This is a genomic window from Streptomyces sp. NPDC007025, from assembly GCF_042869455.1.
Lineage (GTDB): Bacteria > Actinomycetota > Actinomycetes > Streptomycetales > Streptomycetaceae > Streptomyces.
Map to the genome: position 1 here is coordinate 294,701 of NZ_JBIAFT010000006.1, position 21,213 is coordinate 315,913.

Annotated in this window: 19 protein-coding genes and 3 tRNA genes; 18 read left to right on the top strand and 4 right to left on the bottom strand. The window is 71.5% G+C overall.

Going from position 1 to position 21,213, the window contains the following annotated elements:
• Window positions 1–145: 145 nt before the first annotated feature.
• The 13 genes from ACFYMO_RS14220 to ACFYMO_RS14280 all read left to right on the top strand — a co-directional run bounded on the left by ACFYMO_RS14220 (window position 146) and on the right by ACFYMO_RS14280 (window position 13,778).
• The gene (locus ACFYMO_RS14220; protein WP_388546426.1) at window positions 146–3,910 is read left to right on the top strand and encodes a nitrate- and nitrite sensing domain-containing protein; all 3,765 of its coding nucleotides are present in this window, start codon (window positions 146–148) and stop codon (window positions 3,908–3,910) included.
• Window positions 3,911–3,919: 9 nt separating this feature from the next.
• Complete coding sequence (locus ACFYMO_RS14225) at window positions 3,920–4,333, top strand: roadblock/LC7 domain-containing protein (RefSeq protein WP_026004490.1); 414 nt, start codon at window positions 3,920–3,922, stop codon at window positions 4,331–4,333.
• Between the two features lie 67 nt (window positions 4,334–4,400).
• The gene (locus tag ACFYMO_RS14230; RefSeq protein WP_019355780.1) at window positions 4,401–4,814 is read left to right on the top strand and encodes a DUF742 domain-containing protein; all 414 of its coding nucleotides are present in this window, start codon (window positions 4,401–4,403) and stop codon (window positions 4,812–4,814) included.
• Between the two features lie 49 nt (window positions 4,815–4,863).
• Entirely contained in the window at window positions 4,864–5,466 is a 603-nt protein-coding gene (locus ACFYMO_RS14235; RefSeq protein ID WP_388546429.1) for an ATP/GTP-binding protein, read from the top strand.
• Window positions 5,467–5,831: 365 nt separating this feature from the next.
• Window positions 5,832–9,014 carry a nitrate- and nitrite sensing domain-containing protein gene (locus tag ACFYMO_RS14240; protein ID WP_388546432.1) on the top strand — a complete coding sequence of 1,061 codons (3,183 nt, stop codon included), beginning with the start codon at window positions 5,832–5,834 and terminating at the stop codon, window positions 9,012–9,014.
• Window positions 9,015–9,024: 10 nt separating this feature from the next.
• The gene (locus ACFYMO_RS14245; protein ID WP_037785233.1) at window positions 9,025–9,438 is read left to right on the top strand and encodes a roadblock/LC7 domain-containing protein; all 414 of its coding nucleotides are present in this window, start codon (window positions 9,025–9,027) and stop codon (window positions 9,436–9,438) included.
• Between the two features lie 94 nt (window positions 9,439–9,532).
• Window positions 9,533–10,252 (top strand): DUF742 domain-containing protein, encoded by a 720-nt coding sequence (locus ACFYMO_RS14250; RefSeq protein ID WP_366770224.1) that lies wholly within the window; start codon window positions 9,533–9,535, stop codon window positions 10,250–10,252.
• Window positions 10,233–10,829, top strand: coding sequence for an ATP/GTP-binding protein (locus tag ACFYMO_RS14255; protein ID WP_026004493.1), 597 nt, complete (start codon window positions 10,233–10,235; stop codon window positions 10,827–10,829). The genes ACFYMO_RS14250 and ACFYMO_RS14255 overlap by 20 nt, the downstream gene beginning before the upstream one ends.
• Before the next feature lie 211 nt (window positions 10,830–11,040).
• Entirely contained in the window at window positions 11,041–11,823 is a 783-nt protein-coding gene (locus ACFYMO_RS14260; protein WP_366770223.1) for a fumarylacetoacetate hydrolase family protein, read from the top strand.
• Window positions 11,816–13,303 carry a glutamate--tRNA ligase gene (gene gltX / locus ACFYMO_RS14265; RefSeq protein WP_366770222.1) on the top strand — a complete coding sequence of 496 codons (1,488 nt, stop codon included), beginning with the start codon at window positions 11,816–11,818 and terminating at the stop codon, window positions 13,301–13,303. The genes ACFYMO_RS14260 and gltX overlap by 8 nt, the downstream gene beginning before the upstream one ends.
• Window positions 13,304–13,467: 164 nt before the next feature.
• Window positions 13,468–13,539, top strand: a tRNA-Gln gene (locus ACFYMO_RS14270).
• Between the two features lie 47 nt (window positions 13,540–13,586).
• Window positions 13,587–13,659, top strand: a tRNA-Glu gene (locus ACFYMO_RS14275).
• A gap of 46 nt (window positions 13,660–13,705) precedes the next feature.
• A tRNA-Glu gene (locus tag ACFYMO_RS14280) sits at window positions 13,706–13,778 on the top strand.
• A gap of 85 nt (window positions 13,779–13,863) precedes the next feature.
• On the opposite strand, the gene ACFYMO_RS14285 is transcribed toward ACFYMO_RS14280, so the two are convergent.
• A complete protein-coding gene (locus ACFYMO_RS14285) occupies window positions 13,864–14,520 on the bottom strand; it encodes a MerR family transcriptional regulator (protein WP_366770221.1) in 657 nt (218 codons plus the stop codon).
• 105 nt (window positions 14,521–14,625) lie between these two features.
• Between ACFYMO_RS14285 and ACFYMO_RS14290 the strand changes: the two genes are divergently transcribed.
• Window positions 14,626–15,123, top strand: a complete 498-nt coding sequence (locus ACFYMO_RS14290) for a DUF4188 domain-containing protein (protein ID WP_366770220.1) — start codon at window positions 14,626–14,628, stop codon at window positions 15,121–15,123.
• Window positions 15,124–15,182: 59 nt separating this feature from the next.
• Here the strand turns inward: ACFYMO_RS14290 and ndgR are convergent, their stop codons facing one another.
• Entirely contained in the window at window positions 15,183–15,905 is a 723-nt protein-coding gene (gene ndgR / locus ACFYMO_RS14295; protein WP_019355790.1) for an IclR family transcriptional regulator NdgR, read from the bottom strand.
• Window positions 15,906–16,071: 166 nt separating this feature from the next.
• Between ndgR and leuC the strand changes: the two genes are divergently transcribed.
• From leuC to ACFYMO_RS14315, 4 genes are all read left to right on the top strand, one after another.
• A complete protein-coding gene (gene leuC / locus ACFYMO_RS14300) occupies window positions 16,072–17,496 on the top strand; it encodes a 3-isopropylmalate dehydratase large subunit (RefSeq protein ID WP_366770219.1) in 1,425 nt (474 codons plus the stop codon).
• A 30-nt stretch (window positions 17,497–17,526) separates the two neighbouring features.
• Window positions 17,527–18,120: a 3-isopropylmalate dehydratase small subunit gene (leuD, locus tag ACFYMO_RS14305; protein WP_366770218.1), complete on the top strand. Its 594-nt coding sequence runs from the start codon at window positions 17,527–17,529 to the stop codon at window positions 18,118–18,120.
• 411 nt (window positions 18,121–18,531) lie between these two features.
• The gene (locus ACFYMO_RS14310) at window positions 18,532–18,786 is read left to right on the top strand and encodes a hypothetical protein (RefSeq protein ID WP_388546439.1); all 255 of its coding nucleotides are present in this window, start codon (window positions 18,532–18,534) and stop codon (window positions 18,784–18,786) included.
• A 124-nt stretch (window positions 18,787–18,910) separates the two neighbouring features.
• Complete coding sequence (locus ACFYMO_RS14315; protein ID WP_366770216.1) at window positions 18,911–19,564, top strand: HU family DNA-binding protein; 654 nt, start codon at window positions 18,911–18,913, stop codon at window positions 19,562–19,564.
• A 692-nt stretch (window positions 19,565–20,256) separates the two neighbouring features.
• On the opposite strand, the gene ACFYMO_RS14320 is transcribed toward ACFYMO_RS14315, so the two are convergent.
• Both ACFYMO_RS14320 and cofC read right to left on the bottom strand, forming a co-directional pair.
• Complete coding sequence (locus tag ACFYMO_RS14320; RefSeq protein ID WP_019355795.1) at window positions 20,257–20,460, bottom strand: hypothetical protein; 204 nt, start codon at window positions 20,458–20,460, stop codon at window positions 20,257–20,259.
• A 9-nt stretch (window positions 20,461–20,469) separates the two neighbouring features.
• Window positions 20,470–21,141, bottom strand: a complete 672-nt coding sequence (cofC, locus tag ACFYMO_RS14325) for a 2-phospho-L-lactate guanylyltransferase (protein WP_366770215.1) — start codon at window positions 21,139–21,141, stop codon at window positions 20,470–20,472.
• Between the last annotated feature and the right edge of the window lie 72 nt (window positions 21,142–21,213).

A 21,213-nucleotide genomic window follows, 5' to 3' on the forward strand; every position in this document is an offset into this window, starting at 1 on the left:
GGCGCACACGCAGCGGCGCCGCGCGACGGTGATGAGGGGACGCGCCGGTCATCACGACCGCCATGGGGGCCTCGGACCCCCACGACTCGATACCGTCCCGCCCGTCGCGAGCGGGGGGACGCCTGGTCCAGAGGTTGCGACGCTAGTGCAGGGACGTTTCAAGAGGGATGGCAGCGCTGAGGGAGCCCCGGAGGCGCACGGCTCGGCCGACCACGGGTCCCGGACGCAGCGCGCCGAGGACGGCGGGACCGCGGGCGGTGAGCAGGGCGCGCCCGTCGGCGGGCGGGTGAGCACCGCCAAGGGAGCCGGGAAGAAGGGGAAGACCGGCAAGGCGCCCAAGGGCGGCAAGCCGGCCAAGGGCGACAGCGGAAACGTCGGAGACGCCGAGAGCGGCGGGAACGCCGGGAACCAGGCCCAGGGCCCCGTCGAGGGCGGTCCCGACCTCGGCCCCCGGGTCGCCCTGCGCAACTGGCGCATCAGCACCCGCCTGGTCTCCCTCCTCGCGCTCCCCGTCATCGCCGCCACCACGCTCGGCGGGATGCGGATCTCCAGCTCGCTGCAGAACGTCGACCAGCTCGACAACATGAAGCTCCTCACCGAGATGACGGAGCAGGCCACCAACCTGGCGGCGAAGCTCCAGGACGAGCGGGACAAGTCCGCCGGTCCGCTGGTGAGCACCGGTGACGAGAAGGACGACAATGTCGTCGCCCCCCGGGAGCAGACCGACAAGGCGTTCCGCTCCTTCCAGAAGGCCACTGCCGACATCGACGGCAGCGACGAGGCGATGGCGGGCATCCAGTCCACCGTCCTGGACATCGTCCGCCAGCTCCAGGCGATCAACACGATCCGCGAACGCGCCTACGAGAACCCCGACAACGTCTCCCAGACGGTCAACGCCTACAACCAGGTGATCGACTCGCTGCTCTCCCTCTCCCAGGACATGGCGCAGGCGACGAGCAATTCGGAGATGATCCGCAGCACCCGCGCGCTGGCCGCCTTCTCCAGCGCCAAGGAGTACGCCTCCATGCAGCGTGCGATCATCTCCGCCGGACTGGCACATCAGCCCAGCCCCAAGCTCTCCGAGAACGACCGGCTCTACGCCCGGACCGCGACCGACAGTGAGGACGCCGAGCTGGACAGCTTCGGCAAGGTCTACGGCGACAAGGCCGCCGACACCCTCCTCAAGCCGATCAGCGGCGGCGACGTCAACGTCCGGCTGGCCGACAACTACCGCGACCGGATGCTGCACAGCCCGGATGCGATCAGGAAGCAGAAGCGCACCTACGTCGACTGGATGGACCAGGACGCTTCCAAGATCGTCAGCATGGAGAAGATCGAACGCACGCTGCTGGAGAAGATGGAGCAGCAGGCGCGCGAGCTGCGCTCCGAAGCCCAGCGCGAGGCGTTCATCAGCGGTGCGCTCATCCTGCTCGTGCTGGGCATCTCGCTGGTAGGCGCGTTCGTCGTCGCCCGCTCCATGGTCCGCTCGCTGCGCCGCCTCCAGGACACCGCCCAGGACGTGGCCCGCAAGCGGCTGCCCGAGCTGGTCAAGCAGATGTCCGAGGCCGAGCCGCAGGACGTGGACACCTCCGTCGAGTCCGTCGGCGTGCACAGCCGGGACGAGATCGGCAAGGTGGCCGCGGCCTTCGACGACGTCCACCGGGAGGCCGTCCGCCTCGCCGGTGAGCAGGCGCTGCTGCGGGGGAACGTCAACGCGATGTTCACCAACCTCTCGCGGCGCAGCCAGAGCCTGATCCAGCGCCAGCTCTCGCTCATCTCCGAACTGGAGTCCCGCGAGGCCGACCCGGACCAGCTCTCCTCGCTCTTCAAGCTCGACCACCTCGCCACCCGCATGCGGCGCAACGGCGAGAACCTGCTGGTGCTCGCCGGCGAGGAGCCGGGCCGCCGCTGGACCCGCCCCGTGCCGCTGGTCGACGTGCTCCGCGCGGCCGCCTCGGAGGTGGAGCAGTACGAACGCATCGAGCTGAACGCGGTCCCCGCCACCGAGGTCGCCGGCCGGGTCGTCAACGACCTCGTCCACCTGCTCGCCGAGCTGCTGGAGAACGCCACCTCGTTCTCCTCCCCGCAGACCAAGGTCAAGGTCACCGGTCACGCACTGCCCGACGGCCGCGTCCTCGTCGAGATCCATGACACCGGCATCGGACTGTCGCCCGAGGATCTGTCCGCGATCAATGAGCGGCTGGCCAATCCGCCGACGGTGGACGTCTCCGTCTCCCGCCGGATGGGTCTGTTCGTGGTCGGCCGGCTGTCCCTGCGGCACGGCATCCGCATCCAGCTGCGGCCCTCCGACTCCGGGGGCACGACCGCGCTGGTCATGCTCCCCGTCGACGTCGCGCAGGGCGGTGGCCAGGGCGCCAAGGGCCGTCCGGGAGTCGGCATGCCCGGCGGCCAGGGAGGTCCGCCGCCTCCGCAGACCCGGGGCGGCAGCAAGGGCGGCAACCTCGCGGCGGCGCTCCAGCGCGGGCCGCAGAGCGGTGCCCCCGGTGGCCCGGGTGCTCCCGGCCTCGGCCAGGGCCCCGGCCCCGGTCCGGCCCTCGGCACCGGTGAGCCGGCCCGGATGGACGCGCTGCCGCCGCGCGGTCAGGACACCGGCGGTGCCCGGCCCGCACTCCCCGCCCGGGACGCCAACCGTCCCCAGCCCGGCTCCGGCGGCAGCGCCGTCGACTTCTTCGGCGCTCCGCCCGACCCGGGCCGTCCCGGGCAGGCCCCGGCCGGCCCGGACCGCGGCGCCACGCCGTCCGCACCCCGGGACGACCAGGGCGGCCCCGCCGCCGAACTCCCCGGCGGCCCCGCGGGCCCCTCGGCCGCGCAGGGACCGGGTACCGGGCAGTTCGCGCTGCCGCAGTCGGGAAGTCCCGCCGACACGGGCGGGTTCGCGCGTCCGGGGGGTCCGCAGGACGGTCCGGGGAGCACGAGCGAGATTCCGCGGATCGCGCCGGACGGTCCCGCCGACACCGGTCAGTTCCCGCAGCCCGGCGGCCCCCAGGCGGGTCCCGGCAGCACGGGCCAGTTCCCGCAGATCGGCGGCCCCGACGGCCTGGGCCACACCGGCCAGTTCGCCCGCCCCGGCGGCGGTTCCGGTGGCCCGGCCGCGTTCCCGCAGGCGCCCTTCGGGGACGCCCCGGGCGAGCGTCCCTCGGACTTCGAGCAGAACCGCCCGAGCTGGGCACGGCCCGAGCAGGGGCCAGGAGACGAGGACACCCCGCGCGGCCACGACGAGCCCGAGGGCACCGGCGAGTACGCCCGCCCGGGATACCCCGGAGCCGCTCCGGGCCCGGCGGGCCAGGGCATCCCCCACGGGCAGCCCGGAGCCGCGTCCGGCGACGGCATACCCTCCGGCCCTCCGGCCCCCGCGGACGCCCCGACGCCGATTTTTGCGTCCATGGAGTCCAACTGGTTCCGCGGCCCCGGCCAGTCCGCGCCGCAGCAGCCGATGCCCCAGCAGGCGCCCGGCGCCGGCCCGGCCGACGGCACCGGCCAGTGGCCGGCCCAGCAGCAGGGCCCCGCGCAGCCCGCCCCGGCGGAATCCCCGCTGCCCCAGCGCCAGGCCGCCCCGGGCGCCCCCGGCGGCGCGGGCCAGGGCGGCCCGGCCGCCGACGAAAGCTGGGGTGCCTCACCCAACGACGAGCGCTGGCGGCGTGCCGAACAGCTCCGCCAGCCCGCAGCCGGCGGGGTCACCACCTCGGGTCTGCCGCGTCGTGTGCCCCGCGCCAACCTGGTCGCGGGCACCGCGCAGCAGCAGTCCTCGGCACAGGCCGGTCCCCAGGTCTCCCGCGCGCCGGACGACGTGCGCGGTCGGCTGACCAATCTCCGCCGCGGTATCCAGCAGGGCCGACAGGCCGGCACGGACACCCGTGGCGCAGGTCCCACCTATCAGCAGGAGCGCTAGTTGAGTCCGATGAGCCAGGCTGCGCAGAATCTGAACTGGTTGATCACCAACTTCGTGGAGAACACCCCAGGGGTGTCGCACACGGTGGTGGTCTCCGCCGACGGCCTGCTTCTGGCCATGTCGGAGGGCTTCCCACGGGATCGTGCCGATCAGTTGGCGGCGGTCGCGTCGGGACTCACCTCGCTGACGGCAGGTGCCTCGCGCATCTTCGAGGGCGGCAGCGTCAACCAGACGGTTGTGGAGATGGAGAAGGGTTTCCTCTTCATCATGTCCATCTCCGACGGCTCTTCACTGGCCGTCCTCGCCCACCCGGAGGCAGACATCGGCCTCATCGGCTACGAGATGGCTCTCTTGGTGGACCGTGCTGGAAGCGTACTCACTCCTGACGTGCGCGCGGAACTCCAGGGAAGCATTCTCAACTGATCATCACGCTCCCCCCACCTGAGCACCACAGTCCGTTCGCCGACCCCATGCCTCGCTCGGAGGAGCCATGACCCCGCCGCCCGCTTCGCACGATCCGTACGGTGCGCACAACGCGCATGCGCCGTACGGAGGAGAGGGCGACCAGCCTCTGGTGCGTCCGTACGCCATGACGGGCGGCCGTACCCGGCCGCGCTACCAGCTCGCCATCGAGGCGCTGGTGAGCAGCACCGCGGATCCGATGCAGCTGCAGGGGCTGCTCCCCGAGCACCAGCGGATCTGCCACCTGTGCCGGGAGGTCAAGTCGGTCGCGGAGATCTCCGCGCTGCTCGCCATCCCGCTGGGGGTGGCCCGCATTCTCGTCGCCGACCTCGCCGAGGCCGGGATGGTGGCCATCCACCAGCCCGGCAGCTCCTCGGACCCGGGCGGTGCCCCCGATGTGACGTTGCTGGAAAGGGTGCTCAGTGGACTTCGTAAGCTCTAGCCCGCAGATGGACCCCGCCGGGCGGCAGCCGGCCCCGCCGGTCGGGCCGATGGGTTCCATGGGACAGGCCGGCCAGCAGGGGTACGGGACGCCCGCCTCCGGGCGGTCGACGACCTCCGCGAAGATCGTGGTGGCCGGCGGTTTCGGCGTGGGCAAGACGACCTTCGTCGGTGCGGTCTCGGAGATCAACCCGCTGCGCACCGAGGCTGTGATGACCTCTGCCTCGGCCGGTATCGACGATCTGACCCACACCGGGGGGAAGACCACCACGACGGTGGCGATGGACTTCGGCCGGATCACCCTGGACGACGACCTGATCCTGTATCTGTTCGGTACGCCGGGTCAGGACCGGTTCTGGTTCATGTGGGACGACCTGGTGCGGGGTGCGATCGGCGCGGTGGTGCTGGTGGACACCCGCCGGCTGGCGGACTGCTTCCCGGCGGTGGACTACTTCGAGAACAGCGGACTGCCGTTCGTGATCGCGCTCAACGGGTTCGACGGGCACCAGCCCTACGCGCCCGAAGAGGTCCGCGAAGCCCTCCAGATCGGCCCCGACACCCCGATCATCACCACCGACGCGCGGCACCGCGCCGAGGCGAAGAGCGGGCTGATCACCCTGGTGGAGCACGCGCTGCTCGCCCGCCTCAAGTAGCGCGCCGCGCCCGCCCGATCGGGGTGGGGCATCGTACGACCGGTATCCCGGGAAGGCTGTGTTTTTCGCCATGCCCGGGAACCGTGACGGCCTCACGTTCATAACGTTTCGACAGAGAATTACGGCCGTGTGAACACGCCGGGCGCGCGGAGCGTCTCACTCTGCGCACGAATCCCGGGCCATTTGGCGCTGCACGGCCCCAATGCCCGTTTTTCCGCGGGCCGCAATCCGCGTTCTCCCTCGCCCTCCGTAATGCGCCAACTGTTTGGAGGGAGCGGTCGTGACGTGCTGGAATTCCCTGAACTCAGCAGTAGCGCTGGCGCAGGCTGTCAGGGGGCGCCGCGCACCGAGAGGTGAGAAGTCGAGTGAGGCGAACGACCAGGGGTACGTCGGGACCGGCACAGGGTTCCGCACGGCAGGGCACTGCGGAATCGCGGGGTAACTTCACTCCGCCGCAGCGCTCCGCCACGTCGCGCGGCCCGGATGCCTCGGCCTCCCAGCCGCCGCCCGCAACCGGGAGCGGCGGCAGATGGCAGGCGCGGAACTGGCGCGTTCCCACCCGGCTGAACGCGATCCTGCTCATACCCGTGCTCGTGGCCCTCGTCTTCGGCGGCTTCAAGGTCGAATCCGACATCTCCGCCTGGCAGGACGCCAAGGAGGCCCAGCGTACGGCGGAACTGGTGGAAGCGGCGGCGAATTACGGCAACGCCCTCATCGACGAGCGGGACCGCACCGCCGAGCCCTTGCTGCGGGGGGACCGGGACGACCCCGCGGTCCGCAAGGCCCGCGCCGCGACCGACCGGGCCGCCGAGGAGTTCAAGAAGGCGGCCTCGCACCTCCCGGACAATCCGGGTCTCAAGCGCCGGCTCGCCGCGTTCGAGAAGGTGGAGCCGCGGCTGCCGGTGCTGCGCGAGACCGCGTACTCCGAGGACATGAGCGGCGTGGAGACCGAAGAGGGCTACGTCACCATCCAGCACCCCCTGATGGAGTTCGCCAACGAACTGGGGCTGGGCACCGGCAACGTCACCTCCTTCGGCCGGACGGTCTACGCCATCTCGCTGGCCAAGGCTGCCGAGTCGCTGCAGCGCGGCCTGGGCACCCATCTGATGGTCGAGCCGGGTCCCACCCGCGCGGACAAGGAGGCCCAGACGACCGCGCTGGCCTCGTACCACTACCTGGAGCGCATCGCGCTGGGTGAGTACACCTCCGGTGGCCGCCCCGAGGACGTGAAGCTGCTCAAGCAGGAGTCCGCCAAGGCCGAGGAGGCGGGCCGCCGGCAGGTGGAGGCGGCGCGTGAGCACGCCGCGGCCAAGGGCGAGAAGTTCGTGGCCCCGCCCTCCATGGCCAAGATGGTCAAGGCCATCGGCTCCGGTGCCGGGCCGCGTGAGCTGCGCGCCAAGGGCATCACCACCGAGAGCTATTTCGAGACCGCCACCGGCACCTTCGACGCCTACCGCGCGGTCGAGTCGAAGCTGACCCGGGACGCGGTCGCCGACACCGAGGAGATCGCCTCCGACGCGCGTCGGAACGCGCTGGTGAACTCGGCGATCGTGCTGGTCGCCCTGCTGTTCGCGTTCATCATCGCCGGGCGGATGGCCCGCTCGATGAGCCAGAGCATGCGCGCGCTGCGCACCGCGGCCTTCGACGTCGCCCAGCAGCGGCTGCCGATGCTGGTCGACCAGCTCTCGCGCACCGAACCCGGCCGCGTGGACACCCGCGTGCAGCCGATTCCGATCACCAGCCGCGACGAGATCGGCGAGGTGGCCCGCGCCTTCGACCAGGTGCACCGGGAGGCCGTGCGGCTGGCCGCCGAGCAGGCACTGCTGCGCGGCAACGTCAACGCGATCTTCACCAACCTCTCCCGCCGCAACCAGGGCCTCATCGAACGCCAGCTCGAGCTGGTGACGGAGATGGAGAACAGCGAGGCGGACCCGGACCAGCTCGAGAAGCTGTTCCGGATGGACCACCTGTCCACCCGTATGCGGCGCAACGGCGAGAACCTGCTGGTGCTCGCCGGTGAGGAGCCCGGCCGCCGGTGGACGGAGCCGGTGCCGCTGGTCGACATCCTGCGTGCCGCCTCCTCCGAGGTGGAGCACTACGAACGTATCGAGATCAGCGGCATCCCGGAGACGGAGATCCACGGGCAGGTCGTCAACGACCTGGTCCACCTGCTCGCCGAGCTGTTGGAGAACGCCGCGTCGTTCTCCTCGCCGCAGAGCAAGGTGCGGGTGACCGCCACCCGGCTGCCGGACGGCCGGATGATGATCGAGATCCACGACAAGGGCATCGGTCTGACCGCCGAGGACTTCGCGGATCTCAACCACAAGCTGGCCAATCCGCCGACGGTCGACGCCGCCGTCTCCCAGCGCATGGGTCTGTTCGTGGTCGGCCGCCTCGCGGACCGGCACGGTATCCGCGTCCAGCTGCGCCCCTCCGGCGAGCAGGCGGGCACCACCTCGCTGGTGATGCTTCCCGACGCCATCACCCATGGCGGTGGCGGCGAGGAGGGTCCCGAGGAGGACTTCACCGTCTCCCGGATCGTCCCCGAGCATCCGCGCGGCCCGAACAGCGTGGAGGGCGCCCGCTCGGCCGCCGAGCTCGGCTTCGACGATTCGCGCTACGGCTCCGGGAACCAGGCACGGCTGCCGGGCTCCGACGACCGTTCCGGGCTCCACGAGCAGCGCCGGCCGGCCATCGAGGCGCCGCAGCAGCCCGAGCAGCCCCGGCAGGACGTCTATCCGCAGGGGCAGCCCGGTGGCCAGGGGCAGTACGCCCCCTATCAGCAGCAGGACGGCGCACCGTACCGGCCCGGGTACGAGCAGAGCGGCGAGATCGCCGCCCAGCAGTACACCGGCGGCTACCCGGAGGCGTACGACCAGGGCTACGTGCAGCCCTACGCGCCGCCTGCCGCCGGGCGTCCCCACGAGTCCGCGCAGGACGGCACCGGAGCCTATGCGGATCAGCAGCTTCCGGCCCAACAGCCAGGCCACGACGGCCAGTACCTCTCCCGCTGGCCGGAAGCGGAATCCGCACCTGGCGTTCCCCACGGGGATGCTGACCGTGTAGGTTTCGACCGTCCGGTTTCCCTCCCCGACAACTGGAGCACCACGACCGACGCGGGCCTCCCGCGCCGGGACGCGGAGCGGCAGCAGGACGGAGCACCGGCGGCCCAGCAGCAGGCTCCGGCCCAGGGCTGGGAAGCCCCGGCCGAGGAGTCGGCCGGGCAGCCGTCGCAGGAGGGATCCGGAACCCACCGGTGGAGCGAGAACGACGAACGCTGGAGCAGGGCGGGCCAGTTGCGCGCCCCGCAGTCCGGCGGCGTCACCTCGTCCGGACTGCCGCGCAGGGTGCCCAGGGCCAACCTGGTCGCGGGCGCGGCGGAGGAGAACTCGCAGGGTACTCCCGCGGTCTCCCGGGCGCCCGAGGACGTGCGCGGAAGACTGAGCAACCTGCACCGCGGCGTCCGTCAGGGACGTACCGCGGGCGACGGCAACCAGAATGACCGACAGGGCTTCGGCCCCGGCAGCACCTACGATCAGGAGCGTTAGTGTGAGCCCGATGAGCCAGGCGGCGCAGAACCTGAACTGGTTGATCACCAACTTCGTGGACAACACCCCCGGGGTGTCCCACACGGTGGTGGTCTCCGCCGACGGACTCCTGCTCGCGATGTCCGAGGGCTTCCCGCGCGACCGCGCCGACCAGTTGGCGGCGGTCGCATCGGGGCTCACCTCGCTGACCGCGGGCGCGTCCCGGATCTTCGAGGGCGGTGGGGTCAACCAGACGGTTGTGGAGATGGAGCGGGGATTCCTGTTCATCATGTCCATCTCCGACGGTTCCTCGCTGGCCGTCCTCGCCCATCCCGAGGCCGACATCGGTCTGGTGGGGTACGAGATGGCACTGCTGGTCGACCGGGCCGGCGGGGTCCTCACCCCGGATCTGCGCGCGGAGCTGCAGGGCAGTCTTCTCAACTAGGGCACAACTGGCCCACGGCAGTGCGGAACGCCGCCGGGCGCCATAAGGTGCCGTGAGCGCAACGGTCGTATGTCCGTGAGTCGGAGGAGGAATCGTGGCAACGCCCCCAGGAGGTCCGTCGTCGTACGGCAGTGGTCGTTCCGATCAGCCGGAGGACGTCCGATCGGCCGCGGCCCCGGGCGGGGACGCGCCCTTCCTCAACCGTTTCAACTTCCCCTCCGCGCCCAGCGAGTACGTCCAGCGGCCGGACGGCCGGCCGCAGCCGCCCCAGGGCGGACAGCCGCCGCAGCACGGCCGGCCGCCGCAGCACGCGGGGCAGTCGCCCTACGGCGCGCAGCCCCCGCAGCGGCACCCGCAGCAGCAGGAACCGCAGCGGCAGAACCCGCAGACCCGTATCCAGCCGGTGCAGCCCGGTCACGCGGACAGGACGGCCGGCACCCAGCGCGCCGCCGAACAGCCACCGCCGCCGCAGCAGCCGCTGGTGCGCCCCTACGCGATGACGGGGGGCCGGACCCGTCCCCGCTACCAGCTCGCCATCGAGGCGCTGGTGCACACCACGGCGGAGAACGCTCAGCTCCAGGGCCAGCTCCCGGAGCACCAGCGGATCTGCCGCCTGTGCTACGAGATCAAGTCGGTCGCCGAGATCTCAGCACTTCTGACCATTCCGCTCGGCGTCGCCCGGATCCTCGTCGCCGACCTGGCCGAGGCCGGACTCGTCGCCATCCACCAGCCGGGCGGTGACGAGACCACCGCCGACGGTCAACCAGACGTGACACTGCTCGAAAGGGTGCTCAGTGGACTTCGGAAGCTCTAGCGCCGGGCCCGTCGGGGGTACGACAGCCCGCTCGACGACCTCCGCGAAGATCGTGGTGGCCGGCGGTTTCGGCGTGGGCAAGACGACCTTCGTCGGTGCGGTCTCGGAGATCAACCCGCTGCGCACCGAGGCTGTGATGACCTCTGCCTCGGCCGGTATCGACGATCTGACCCACACGGCGGACAAGACCACCACGACGGTGGCGATGGACTTCGGCCGGATCACCCTGGACCAGGACCTGATCCTCTACCTGTTCGGTACGCCGGGTCAGGACCGGTTCTGGTTCATGTGGGACGACCTGGTGCGGGGTGCGATCGGCGCGGTGGTGCTGGTGGACACCCGCCGGCTGGCGGACTGCTTCCCGGCGGTGGACTACTTCGAGAACAGCGGACTGCCGTTCGTGATCGCGCTCAACGGGTTCGACGGGCACCAGCCCTACGCGCCCGAAGAGGTCCGCGAAGCCCTCCAGATCGGCCCCGACGCGCCCATCATCACCACCGACGCGCGGCACCGCGCGGACGCCAAGAGCGCGCTGATCACCTTGGTGGAGCATGCCCTGATGGCGCGCCTGCGCTGAGCACCGCGCTCCGCGGCGTGCTGCGCCCGGCGGGACGCGGTGGCGTCCCGGCGGGCCGGTCCCTCCGGCGGAGCCCTCCGGTGCCGGGCGGCGGCGGCCCCGCGGGCCGGAGCCGAGGTCGGCCGGGAGCCGGGAGAACCCGTCCCCGGGCCCCGCGACCGGTGGAATACGCTGGGGGTCTCAGCCATCGGACCCGCAGCGAAGGACCTCTGTGCGCATCGCAAGATTCTCCCTGGACGGAACCGTAGGGTTCGGCGTCGTCGAGGGCGAGCCCTCCAGCCCGGAGGGCCCCGTCCTGGACATCATCAAGGGCCACCCCTTCGCCGAGTTCGAGCGCACGGGTCAGAAGCTGCCCCTGAGCAAGGTCCGGATCCTCCCGCCGACCCTGCCCAACAAGGTCGTCGCGATCGGCAGGAACTACGCCGAGCACGCGAAGGAACTGGGCAACGAGGTCCCCGAGGTCCCGGTCACCTTCCTCAAGCCGTCCACGTCGGTGATCGGCCCGAACGACCCCATCGGCTACCCGTCCTTCTCGAACGAGGTGCACCACGAGGCGGAGCTGGCGGTGGTCATCGGCCGACTGTGCAAGGACGTGCCACGCGAGCGGGCAAAGGACGTCATCCTCGGCTACACCTGCGCCAACGACATCACCGCGCGTGACGTGCAGCGCACGGAGAAGCAGTGGGCCCGCGCCAAGGGCTTCGACGGCTCCTGCCCGCTGGGCCCCTGGACGGAGACCGAGCTGGACGCCGCCGACGTCGGCATCATGTGCACCGTCAACGGCGAGCAGCGCCAGCTGGGCCGTACCAGCGAGATGATCAGGCCCGTCGAGGATCTGATCGTCCACATCACCCAGGCCATGACCCTGCTGCCGGGCGATGTCATCCTCACCGGCACCCCCGCGGGGGTCGGCCCCGTGAACGTCGGCGACGAGGTCGCCGTCACCATCGAAGGAATCGGCACTCTCACCAATAAGGTGATCAAGCGTGACTAACGCGACCGCGGGCACGGACGTCCGCGTACGTTTCTGTCCCTCCCCGACCGGTAACCCCCACGTGGGTCTGGTCCGTACCGCCCTTTTCAACTGGGCGTACGCCCGGCACACCGGCGGCACCCTGGTCTTCCGCATCGAGGACACCGACGCGGCGCGGGACTCCGAGGAGTCCTACGAGCAGCTCCTGGACGCGATGCGCTGGCTGGGCCTCGACTGGGACGAGGGCCCGGAGGTCGGCGGCCCGCACGGCCCCTACCGGCAGTCCCAGCGGACGGACAGCTATGCGGACATCGCGCGCAAGCTGCTGGAGGGCGGCTACGCCTACCCGTGCTACTGCACGGCGGAGGAGCTCGACCAGCGCCGCGAGCAGGCCCGCAAGGACGGGCGCCCCTCCGGGTACGACGGCCGCTGCCGCGAGCTGACCGGCGAGCAGATCGCCGGCTACGAGGCCGAGGGGCGCAGCCACGTCGTCCGCTTCCGGATGCCGGACGAGCCGATCACCTTCACGGACCTGGTCCGCGGCGAGATCACCTTCCAGCCGGAGAACGTCACCGACTACGGCATCCTGCGCGCCAACGGCGCGCCGCTGTACACGCTGGTCAACCCGGTCGACGACGCCCTGATGGACATCACGCACGTGCTGCGCGGCGAGGACCTGCTCTCCTCCACGCCCCGGCAGATCGCGCTCTACCGGGCCCTGATGGAGCTGGGCGTGGCGCGGCGCGTCCCGGAGTTCGGGCACCTTCCGTACGTGATGGGCGAGGGCAACAAGAAGCTCTCCAAGCGCGACCCGCAGTCCTCTCTCAACCTCTACCGCGAGCGCGGGTTCCTGCGCGAGGGGCTGCTCAACTACCTCTCCCTCCTCGGCTGGTCGATCTCCGAGGATCGGGACATCTTCTCGATGGAGGAGATGGTCGCCGCCTTCGACATCCGGGACGTCAATGCCAACCCGGCGCGCTTCGACCTGAAGAAGTGCGAGGCCATCAACGCCACGCACCTGCGGGAGATGCCGCTGAAGGACTTCATCGCCGCCTGCGAGCCCTGGCTGAAGGCCCCGCACGCGCCCTGGGACGAGGCGGACTTCTCCCAGCAGGCCTTCGAGGAACTGGCCCCGCTGGCCCAGACCCGGCTGACGGTCCTCTCGGACATCACCGACAACGTCGACTTCCTCTTCCTGGAGCAGCCGGTCGAGGACGAGAAGTCCTGGCAGAAGGCGATGAAGGAGGGCTCGGCCGACCTGCTGCGCACGGCCCGTGCCCGGCTGGACACCGCCGACTGGCGGTCCGCCGAGTCGCTCAAGGAGGCCGTCCTGGCCGCGGGGGAGGCGCACGGGCTGAAACTGGGCAAGGCCCAGGCCCCGGTGCGAGTGGCCGTCACCGGCCGAACCGTCGGCCTGCCGCTGTTCGAGTCCCTCCAGGTGCTCGGCAAGGACCGCACCCTGGAGCGCGTCGACGCGGCCCTGGCCAAGCTCGGTTCGTAGCAGCCGAGGTGGGGACGGTGCCCCGGAACGGGCGCCGGGAACTCGTTTTGGAGCACCGTCCTCGATCAGGTAATGTTCTGTCTGTCGCCGAACGGGGCAGGCCGAAAGGGCCGGAACCGCACGGCGGTCACCCAGACAAAATCCCCCAGGGGGTTGCGTTTCGGTGGGCTATGGTGTAATTGGCAGCACGACTGATTCTGGTTCAGTTAGTCTAGGTTCGAGTCCTGGTAGCCCAGCAAGATCCGCGTTCTGTTCGGAAGCGTTCACGTTCTGCGAGATCGAGGCCCCCGTTGTGTAGCGGCCTAGCACGCCGCCCTCTCAAGGCGGTAGCGCCGGTTCGAATCCGGTCGGGGGTACGGATTCCGTCCGAAGTCGGCTGACCCGGGTGGGATCACAGATAGGGCCCCCGTTGTGTAGCGGCCTAGCACGCCGCCCTCTCAAGGCGGTAGCGCCGGTTCGAATCCGGTCGGGGGTACTCGATCACGAAGAAGGCCCCGCACCCAGGTGCGGGGCCTTCTTCGTGCCGCCTCCGCTCCGCCCCCGAGCCCTCCCTGAGCCGGTCAGTCCGTGGCCCCGAACCGGCGCGCTGACTCCTCCACGTGCGCGAGCCGCCGCAGACTCAGCAGCACCGGTTCGTAGAGCACGGTCAGCGCCACGCTCGCCTCCACCTGTGCCTCCTGGTCCGGAAAACTCTCCAGCAAATCCAGTTCCGCCCCCGCCGTGCGCTCGGCTGCCCGTGCGAACAGTGCCAGATGCGTTGCGGTGCACGGATAGCCGAGCCGGGTCAGCGCGGCCACGGCCTCGATGAGCGCCTGTCCGGGTGGGGAGTCGGGGCCGGCCTGCTGCCAGCCGAGTCCGTCGAGCAGCGCGGTCACCTCGCGCCGCGCCGCGGCTGCGTCACCGGCGTCCCCGGCTCCGGTGTCGGCCTGTCGCGGCGGTACGGGCCGGGGGAGCGCCCAGGCGGCCGTGCCCAGCCGCTCGTGCTGGGAGAGCGATGCGTCGTCCACGGCGGCCAGCACCTCGCGGGCGGTCGTCACCGGCATCCGGCCCACCTGGATCAGCGCCCGCACCAGCCGCAGCCGGCGCACATGGTCCTCGCCGTACTCGGCCTGGGTGGCGTTGACCCGGTGTCCACGGGGGAGCAGCCCTTCCCGCAGGTAGTACTTGATCGTCGCGGTCGGTACCCCGCTGCGTTCGCTCAACTCCGCCATGCGCATGGGCTCTGGTCCTCGATTCCGGCTGGCGCTGTTGATTGGAGAGTGGCACTATCTAATCATCCGGGGCGTTCGCCCGCGGAGGCTTTCACGACGTCTGGGGATGAGATGACGAGTCGGGTACAGCACGGGCGCCGCACCACCGGCACCGAGGGTGGCGTGACCGTCTTCCTCATCGGCATGCGGATCAACCGCTTCCGGGCACTGCGCCATTGGCTCCCGGTGTTCACGGCGATGCCGCGGATGCTGCGCGAGCTGCGAGCCGATCCGGCCGCCGGACTGCTCGCGAGCAGGGTCGTCACCAGCGGGCCGCGCGAGTTCGCGGTGATCCAGTACTGGGAGTCGACGGATAAGCTGCTGGCCTACGCCGCCGACTCCACACGTGCGCACAGACCCGCCTGGGCCGCCTTCAACCGCCGGGCCCGGGAGGGCAGGGGAGCGGTCGGGAGCTGGCACGAGACGTATGCCGTCCCGGCCGGGGCGCACGAGAGCATTTACTTCGACATGCCGCTCTACGGGCTGGCCGCCGCCCACGGCAGCGCGCCCGTCACACCGCAGCGGGACCGCGCGGCCCAGCGGCTGTCGGCCGCATCCCGCGAGGCCTGACCCGCCGGAAGGCCGGGCGGGGAGCGGCGGACCGGGGTACGGCGCGGTGCTGGGGCGGTTCAGATCGCGCCCGGCCGCCGCAGCGACTCGCTGAGCCGGGTCGCCGCGTCCACGATGGCCTGGGCGTGCATCCGGCCGGGGTGGCGGGTGAGCCGCTCGATGGGCCCGGAGACGGAGACCGCGGCCACCACACGGTTCGACGGGCCGCGCACGGGCGCCGAGACGGACGCCACACCCGGCTCCCGCTCGCCGATCGACTGGGCCCAGCCCCGGCGCCGCACACCGGACAGCGCGGTGGCGGTGAAGCGCGCGCCCTGCAGCCCGCGGTGCAGCCGCTCGGGCTCCTCCCAGGCCATCAGGATCTGCGCGGCCGAGCCCGCCTTCATGGGCAGGGTGGAGCCGACCGGCACGGTGTCCCGCAGTCCGGAGAGGCGTTCCGCCGCGGCCACGCAGATGCGCATGTCGCCTTGGCGGCGGTAGAGCTGCGCGCTCTCGCCGGTCACATCGCGCAGGTGGGTGAGCACCGGGCCCGCCGCCGCCAGGAGCCGGTCCTCGCCCGCCGCCGCGGCCAGCTCGCCCAGCCGGGGACCGAGGATGAACCGGCCCTGCATGTCGCGGGCCACCATGCGGTGGTGTTCGAGAGCCACCGCGAGCCGGTGCGCCGTGGGGCGCGCGAGACCGGTCGCGGAGACCAGCCCGGCGAGGGTGGCCGGACCGGACTCCAGAGCGCTCAGTACCAGAGCTGCCTTGTCGAGAACGCCGACGCCGCTAGAGTTGTCCATGCGTCGATACTCACGTCTCAAACTGTGAAACGCAAGTTCAATTTTCCCGGCGAACCGCCAATCTTGAGGGACGGGCCGCCGCTGCGCGGGGGTCCCCCGGCCGCAGGCCGGGGGAGGTACTGATCTCGACATGTGGTCGGCGGCGCTGCCGACCGGAGGGAATGCGATGGGACGCACACTCGCGGAGAAGGTCTGGGACGACCATGTCGTCAGGCGAGCGGAAGGCGAGCCGGACCTTCTCTTCATCGATCTGCACCTGCTCCACGAGGTGACCAGCCCGCAGGCCTTCGACGGACTCCGCAAGGCGGGCCGTGCCGTGCGGCGCACGGATCTGACCATCGCGACCGAGGACCACAACACCCCCACCCTCGACATCGACAAGCCGATCGCCGACCCGGTCTCCCGGGTCCAGTTGGAGACCCTGCGGAAGAACTGCGCGGACTTCGGGGTGCGGCTGCACCCGCTGGGCGACGTCGAACAGGGCGTCGTGCACGTGGTCGGGCCGCAGCTCGGCCTGACCCAGCCCGGCACGACCGTGGTCTGCGGGGACAGCCACACCTCGACCCACGGCGCGTTCGGCGCGCTGGCCTTCGGTATCGGCACCTCCCAGGTCGAGCACGTGCTCGCGACCCAGACGCTGCCCATGGCGCCGTTCCGCACCATGGCGGTCACCGTGAACGGTGAGCTGCCCGAGGACGTCACCGCCAAGGACCTGATCCTGGCCGTCATCGCCAGGATCGGCACCGGCGGGGGACAGGGGTATGTGATCGAGTACCGGGGTGAGGCCATCGAGAAGCTGTCGATGGAAGCCCGCATGACCATCTGCAACATGTCCATCGAGGCGGGCGCCCGGGCCGGGATGATCGCCCCGGACGAGACCACCTTCGCCTACGTCCAGGACCGGGAGCACGCCCCCCGCGGCGCGGACTGGGACGAGGCGGTCGCCTACTGGAAGACGCTGCGCACCGACCAGGACGCGGTCTTCGACCACGAGGTCGTCATCGAGGCGTCCGAGCTCGCGCCGTTCGTCACCTGGGGCACCAATCCCGGACAGGGCGCGCCGCTGTCGCACGCGGTGCCGGACCCGGCCTCCTTCGAGGACCCCAGCGAGCGCTACGCGGCGGAGAAGGCCCTGGACTACATGGGGCTGAGCGCCGGGCAGCCGCTGCGCGAGGTCGCCGTCGACACCGTCTTCGTCGGCTCGTGCACCAACGGCCGGATCGAGGACCTGCGTTCGGCCGCCGCGGTGCTGCAGGGGCGCACGGTGGCCGACGGTGTCCGGATGCTGGTCGTGCCCGGCTCCGTGCGGGTCGCGCTGCAGGCCGTCGAGGAGGGGCTGGACGCGGTGTTCACCGCCGCCGGAGCCGAGTGGCGGCACGCGGGGTGTTCGATGTGTCTGGGGATGAACCCCGACCAGCTCCAGCCCGGTGAGCGCGCCGCCTCCACCTCGAACCGCAACTTCGAAGGCCGCCAGGGCAAGGGCGGACGCACCCATCTGGTCTCACCCCAGGTGGCGGCGGCGACGGCGGTGCTGGGCCACCTGGCCTCGCCCGCCGACCTGGCCGATGTACGCGAGCCGGCCGCGGTCTGACGGTCCGGGAAGCTCAAGGGAGACGCACTGATGGAAGCCTTCACCACACACACCGGCCGGGCCGTCCCGCTGCGCCGCAGCAATGTCGACACCGACCAGATCATCCCGGCCCACTGGCTCAAGAAGGTCACCCGCGACGGCTTCGAGGACGGCCTCTTCGAGGCCTGGCGCAAGGACCCGGAGTTCGTCCTCAACCAGCCCGCTCACCGGGGCGGCACGGTGCTCGTCGCCGGCCCCGACTTCGGTACCGGATCCTCCCGGGAGCACGCGGTCTGGGCGCTGCAGAACTACGGCTTCAAGGCCGTCGTCTCCTCCCGGTTCGCCGACATCTTCCGGGGCAACTCGCTCAAGAACGGCCTGCTCACGGTGGTGCTGCCGCAGGCGACGGTGGAGGAACTGTGGCGGCTGGCGGAGGCGGATCCGGCCACCGAGGTGACCGTGGACCTGGTCCGGCGCAAGGTGCTGGCGCCCGGCGTCGACGCGGACTTCGAACTGGACGAGAACGCCCGCTGGCGTCTGCTGGAGGGGCTGGACGACATCAGTCTCACCCTGAAGAACGAAGAGGCCATCGCGGAGTTCGAGAGCTCCCGGGCGGCCTTCAAGCCGCGCACGACGGCTGCCTGACCTGCCCGCGCCCGTGTCGGGCGCCGCAGGGCTGAGCCCCCCTCAAAAAGCGCTCTCCGCGCCCCCGCCGCACCCGGCGGGGGCGCGCTGCTGTTGCGTGGCGGGCCTGCGGCGGATCGGCGGAGGGAAGGGGTACCAGCCGCTCCACCGGGGGGGCGCGGCGGCCCCGGGGCGGCGCCGCGCCGGGGCCACGTGTGCGCACACACGTGCGCTGACGAATGACGTGAATTAGTCTTGACGCAGGCTCCTGTCGCACTGAGACACAGTGCTGTTCGCGACTCGCCCGCACGTTTCGCCGGGAGGTGCCAACACGGCTCCTTCCCGGCGGAGTTGGGGCCCACACCTGGTACGTCCCCGCCGCACGCTGACCCGCTGGAAGCGACAACTCACCCCCAATGGCACAATCACCGCATGGAACGCGACGGTCAACTGGAGCTCTACGACCGACTCGCCGCCCGACTGAAGGAGGCGCATTCGCGGGTGCGCTCCCCGCACATCCCGCAGAGCGCACGGGTGCCACTGACCCGGAGGCTGCTCGTCATCACCGCGGCTTCCAAGCACGATCTCGCCGGTGCCGAACGGCGTCTGGAGCGCCTGATGGCCGACATCGACGAGGGGCGGTTCAGCGCCGCGGCAGGGGGCGTACGCATGGACGGAACTCCGTGACGGGCGAGTTCGTTGCGGCACAAGGGTGATTCGCCCGTTTCGTGTTTGATTTGCGGTATATATCTGCCTAGCGTGCGAAAAAGCTGAACACATTCGTTCCGGCAATGTCTCCGAAGGGGAAGACGTGAACAAGGCGCAGCTCGTTGAAGCTATCCAAGATGATCTCGGTGGACGCCAGCAGGCCGCGGACGCGGTCGATGTGGTCCTGGACGCGATCGTTCGTGCGGTCGTCGCCGGTGAGCGAGTTTCGGTCACCGGCTTCGGCTCTTTCGAGAAGGTCGACCGCCCGGCCCGGTACGCCCGCAACCCGCAGACCGGAGAACGTGTCCGGGTGAAGAAGACCTCCGTACCGCGCTTCCGCGCCGGTGCCGGATTCAAGGACCTGGTGAGCGGCGCGAAGAAGCTCCCCAAGAACGATGTCGCGGTCAAGAAGGCTCCCAAGGGCAGCCTCTCCGGCGGCACGGCCACCAAGAAGGCCACGGCCAAGAAGGCGGGTGCCAAGAAGGCGGCGGCGAAGAAGGCCACCACGGCCAAGAAGGCCACGCCGGCGAAGAAGGCGGCACCGGCGAAGAAGGCCGCCACGGCCAAGAAGGCGGCGGCGAAGAAGGCCCCGGCGAAGACCGCCGCGGCCAAGAAGACCACCGCCAAGAAGGCCCCGGCCAAGGCCGCCACGGCCAAGAAGGCCCCGGCGCGCAAGAGCACCGCCAAGAAGGCTCCCGCGCGCAAGACCGCCGCCCGCAAGACCACGGCCAAGAAGACCACCTCGCGTCGGCGGTGAGCCGCGTACCGCGGCTCGTCCGTACGCGACTCGCCCCCCGCGGTTGAGCGGGGAAACGATCCCTCCCGCCGGCGGCGCACGCCACCAGCGGCGAGCGGACCACGCGGCATCACGCCGCGACGCCAGCGCCGGGCCGGGCTCCCTCGGGGGAGCCCGGCCCGCGGCATGTCCACGGCCTGCCGGCCCCCGGCCTGCCCGTTCCCGGCTCCGGCTCCTGGCCTGTCCGTTCCCGGCTCCTCGCTTCTGCCCGTTCTCAGCGCCGGGTCCGCCGTCGCCCGTCGTCGGCCCGGCCGTTCCGGCTGCGGGCCCTGGCCTGCCGGTCTCCGCTCCCCGGCCCCCGCCCTCCCGGCTCCGGTCCACGGCACTCGGGGGCAGGCCCTGTTCTGCTTCCCGGGAGCCATGACACACGGCCTCCGGCTTCTCGGGCCCTGCCCCGACAGCGGCGGGCGGCGACCGGATGGCGAGCGGTCCCGGGCGACGGAGACGCGCACGCTCGGAGGCGCGCCCCGGGCTCCGAGGGCGCTCGCCGCAGCGCACCGGGGCGTACGAGAGCGCCGCGGTGCCGGCGAGCACCCCGCGTGGGCAACCCCGGCATCCCACCGCGGGGCGGCGCCCGCTGCGGCGTTCACGGGACGCAGCGCCCCGCGCGCACTCGGCGCGGCACCACGGCATCCGCTGCCGGGCAGCGCCGGCTACAGGGTCTGCAGCGTCACCACGGTGATCCGGCGTGCCTCGCCCTCGCCCTCCGTCTCGATCCGCACCCGCTGTCCGGGGCGGAGCAGCAGCAGCCCGCCCGCGTCGAACGCGGGAGCCTCGAAGGGGAGCGGTGTGCCGTCGTCCAGCAGCACACTGCCGGATCGGGACGCCGGATCGTAGGTGTACGCCGTGGCCTGCATACCCGCAGCCTAGCGGCCCGGGTCCGGGACGGGGCCGGCGAGCAGCGCGGTGGTGAAGCCGCCCATGCCCAGCGCGTTCGCCGCGGCCAGGTCCGCGGGCGTGTCCACGTCCTGCCGCACGCTGGGCACCCCCGCCACCGGCAGTTCCGCCGCCCCCGAGGCCCGGTGCCGGGCCCGGGAGAGGCCGCCGAAAGCCGGGGAAAGTGTGGTGCGGGGGAGGGCGGTGAGCAGCGTGGTGCCGATTTCCGCGGCGTCGGGAAGAAAAGCGCGCGGAAATCCGGCGGCCGTATTCAGGGCCCGCTCCAATTCCGCGGGCCGCAGTGCCGGCAGGTCGGCGTTGAGCGCGGCGACGGCGGCACCGGGGTCTGCGGCGCGGGCCGCGGACGCTCCGTGCGCGAGCGCGGCGTTCAGCCCTCCGCCCGGCGGGTCCGGCACCGCGCAGGCGCCCAGGGAGCGCAGCTCGTCGGCGGCCAGCGGATCGTCCGTGACAACCACCACACCGCTCACCGCGCGGCAGGCGAGCGCTGCCGTGACCGTGTCCTGCGCGAACGCCAGCGCGAGCGCGGGCAGGGCCGGGCCGCTCCGGGCGCCCGCCAGCCGGCTCTTGGCCCGGGGGAGAGGCTTCAGCGGCACCACCAGCGTCCACGTCACGGGCGTCACATGTGGCTTCATCGACCCCATTCTCACCTGCTGCCCGAGCGGCCCGGCGAGGGCGGGGTTACCGTGTGCCCTGCGGTCGGGCACGGACAGTGT

Coding starts and splice junctions, on each gene's coding strand:
- ACFYMO_RS14225 (WP_026004490.1), top strand. CDS start 3,920: ATGAGCCAGGCTGCGCAGAATCTGAACTGGTTGATCACCAACTTCGTG.
- ACFYMO_RS14230 (WP_019355780.1), top strand. CDS start 4,401: ATGACCCCGCCGCCCGCTTCGCACGATCCGTACGGTGCGCACAACGCG.
- ACFYMO_RS14235 (WP_388546429.1), top strand. CDS start 4,864: ATGGGTTCCATGGGACAGGCCGGCCAGCAGGGGTACGGGACGCCCGCC.
- ACFYMO_RS14245 (WP_037785233.1), top strand. CDS start 9,025: ATGAGCCAGGCGGCGCAGAACCTGAACTGGTTGATCACCAACTTCGTG.
- ACFYMO_RS14285 (WP_366770221.1), bottom strand. CDS start 14,520: ATGCGCATGGCGGAGTTGAGCGAACGCAGCGGGGTACCGACCGCGACG.
- ACFYMO_RS14290 (WP_366770220.1), top strand. CDS start 14,626: ATGACGAGTCGGGTACAGCACGGGCGCCGCACCACCGGCACCGAGGGT.
- ndgR (WP_019355790.1), bottom strand. CDS start 15,905: ATGGACAACTCTAGCGGCGTCGGCGTTCTCGACAAGGCAGCTCTGGTA.
- leuC (WP_366770219.1), top strand. CDS start 16,072: ATGGGACGCACACTCGCGGAGAAGGTCTGGGACGACCATGTCGTCAGG.
- leuD (WP_366770218.1), top strand. CDS start 17,527: ATGGAAGCCTTCACCACACACACCGGCCGGGCCGTCCCGCTGCGCCGC.
- ACFYMO_RS14310 (WP_388546439.1), top strand. CDS start 18,532: ATGGAACGCGACGGTCAACTGGAGCTCTACGACCGACTCGCCGCCCGA.
- ACFYMO_RS14320 (WP_019355795.1), bottom strand. CDS start 20,460: ATGCAGGCCACGGCGTACACCTACGATCCGGCGTCCCGATCCGGCAGT.
- cofC (WP_366770215.1), bottom strand. CDS start 21,141: ATGGGGTCGATGAAGCCACATGTGACGCCCGTGACGTGGACGCTGGTG.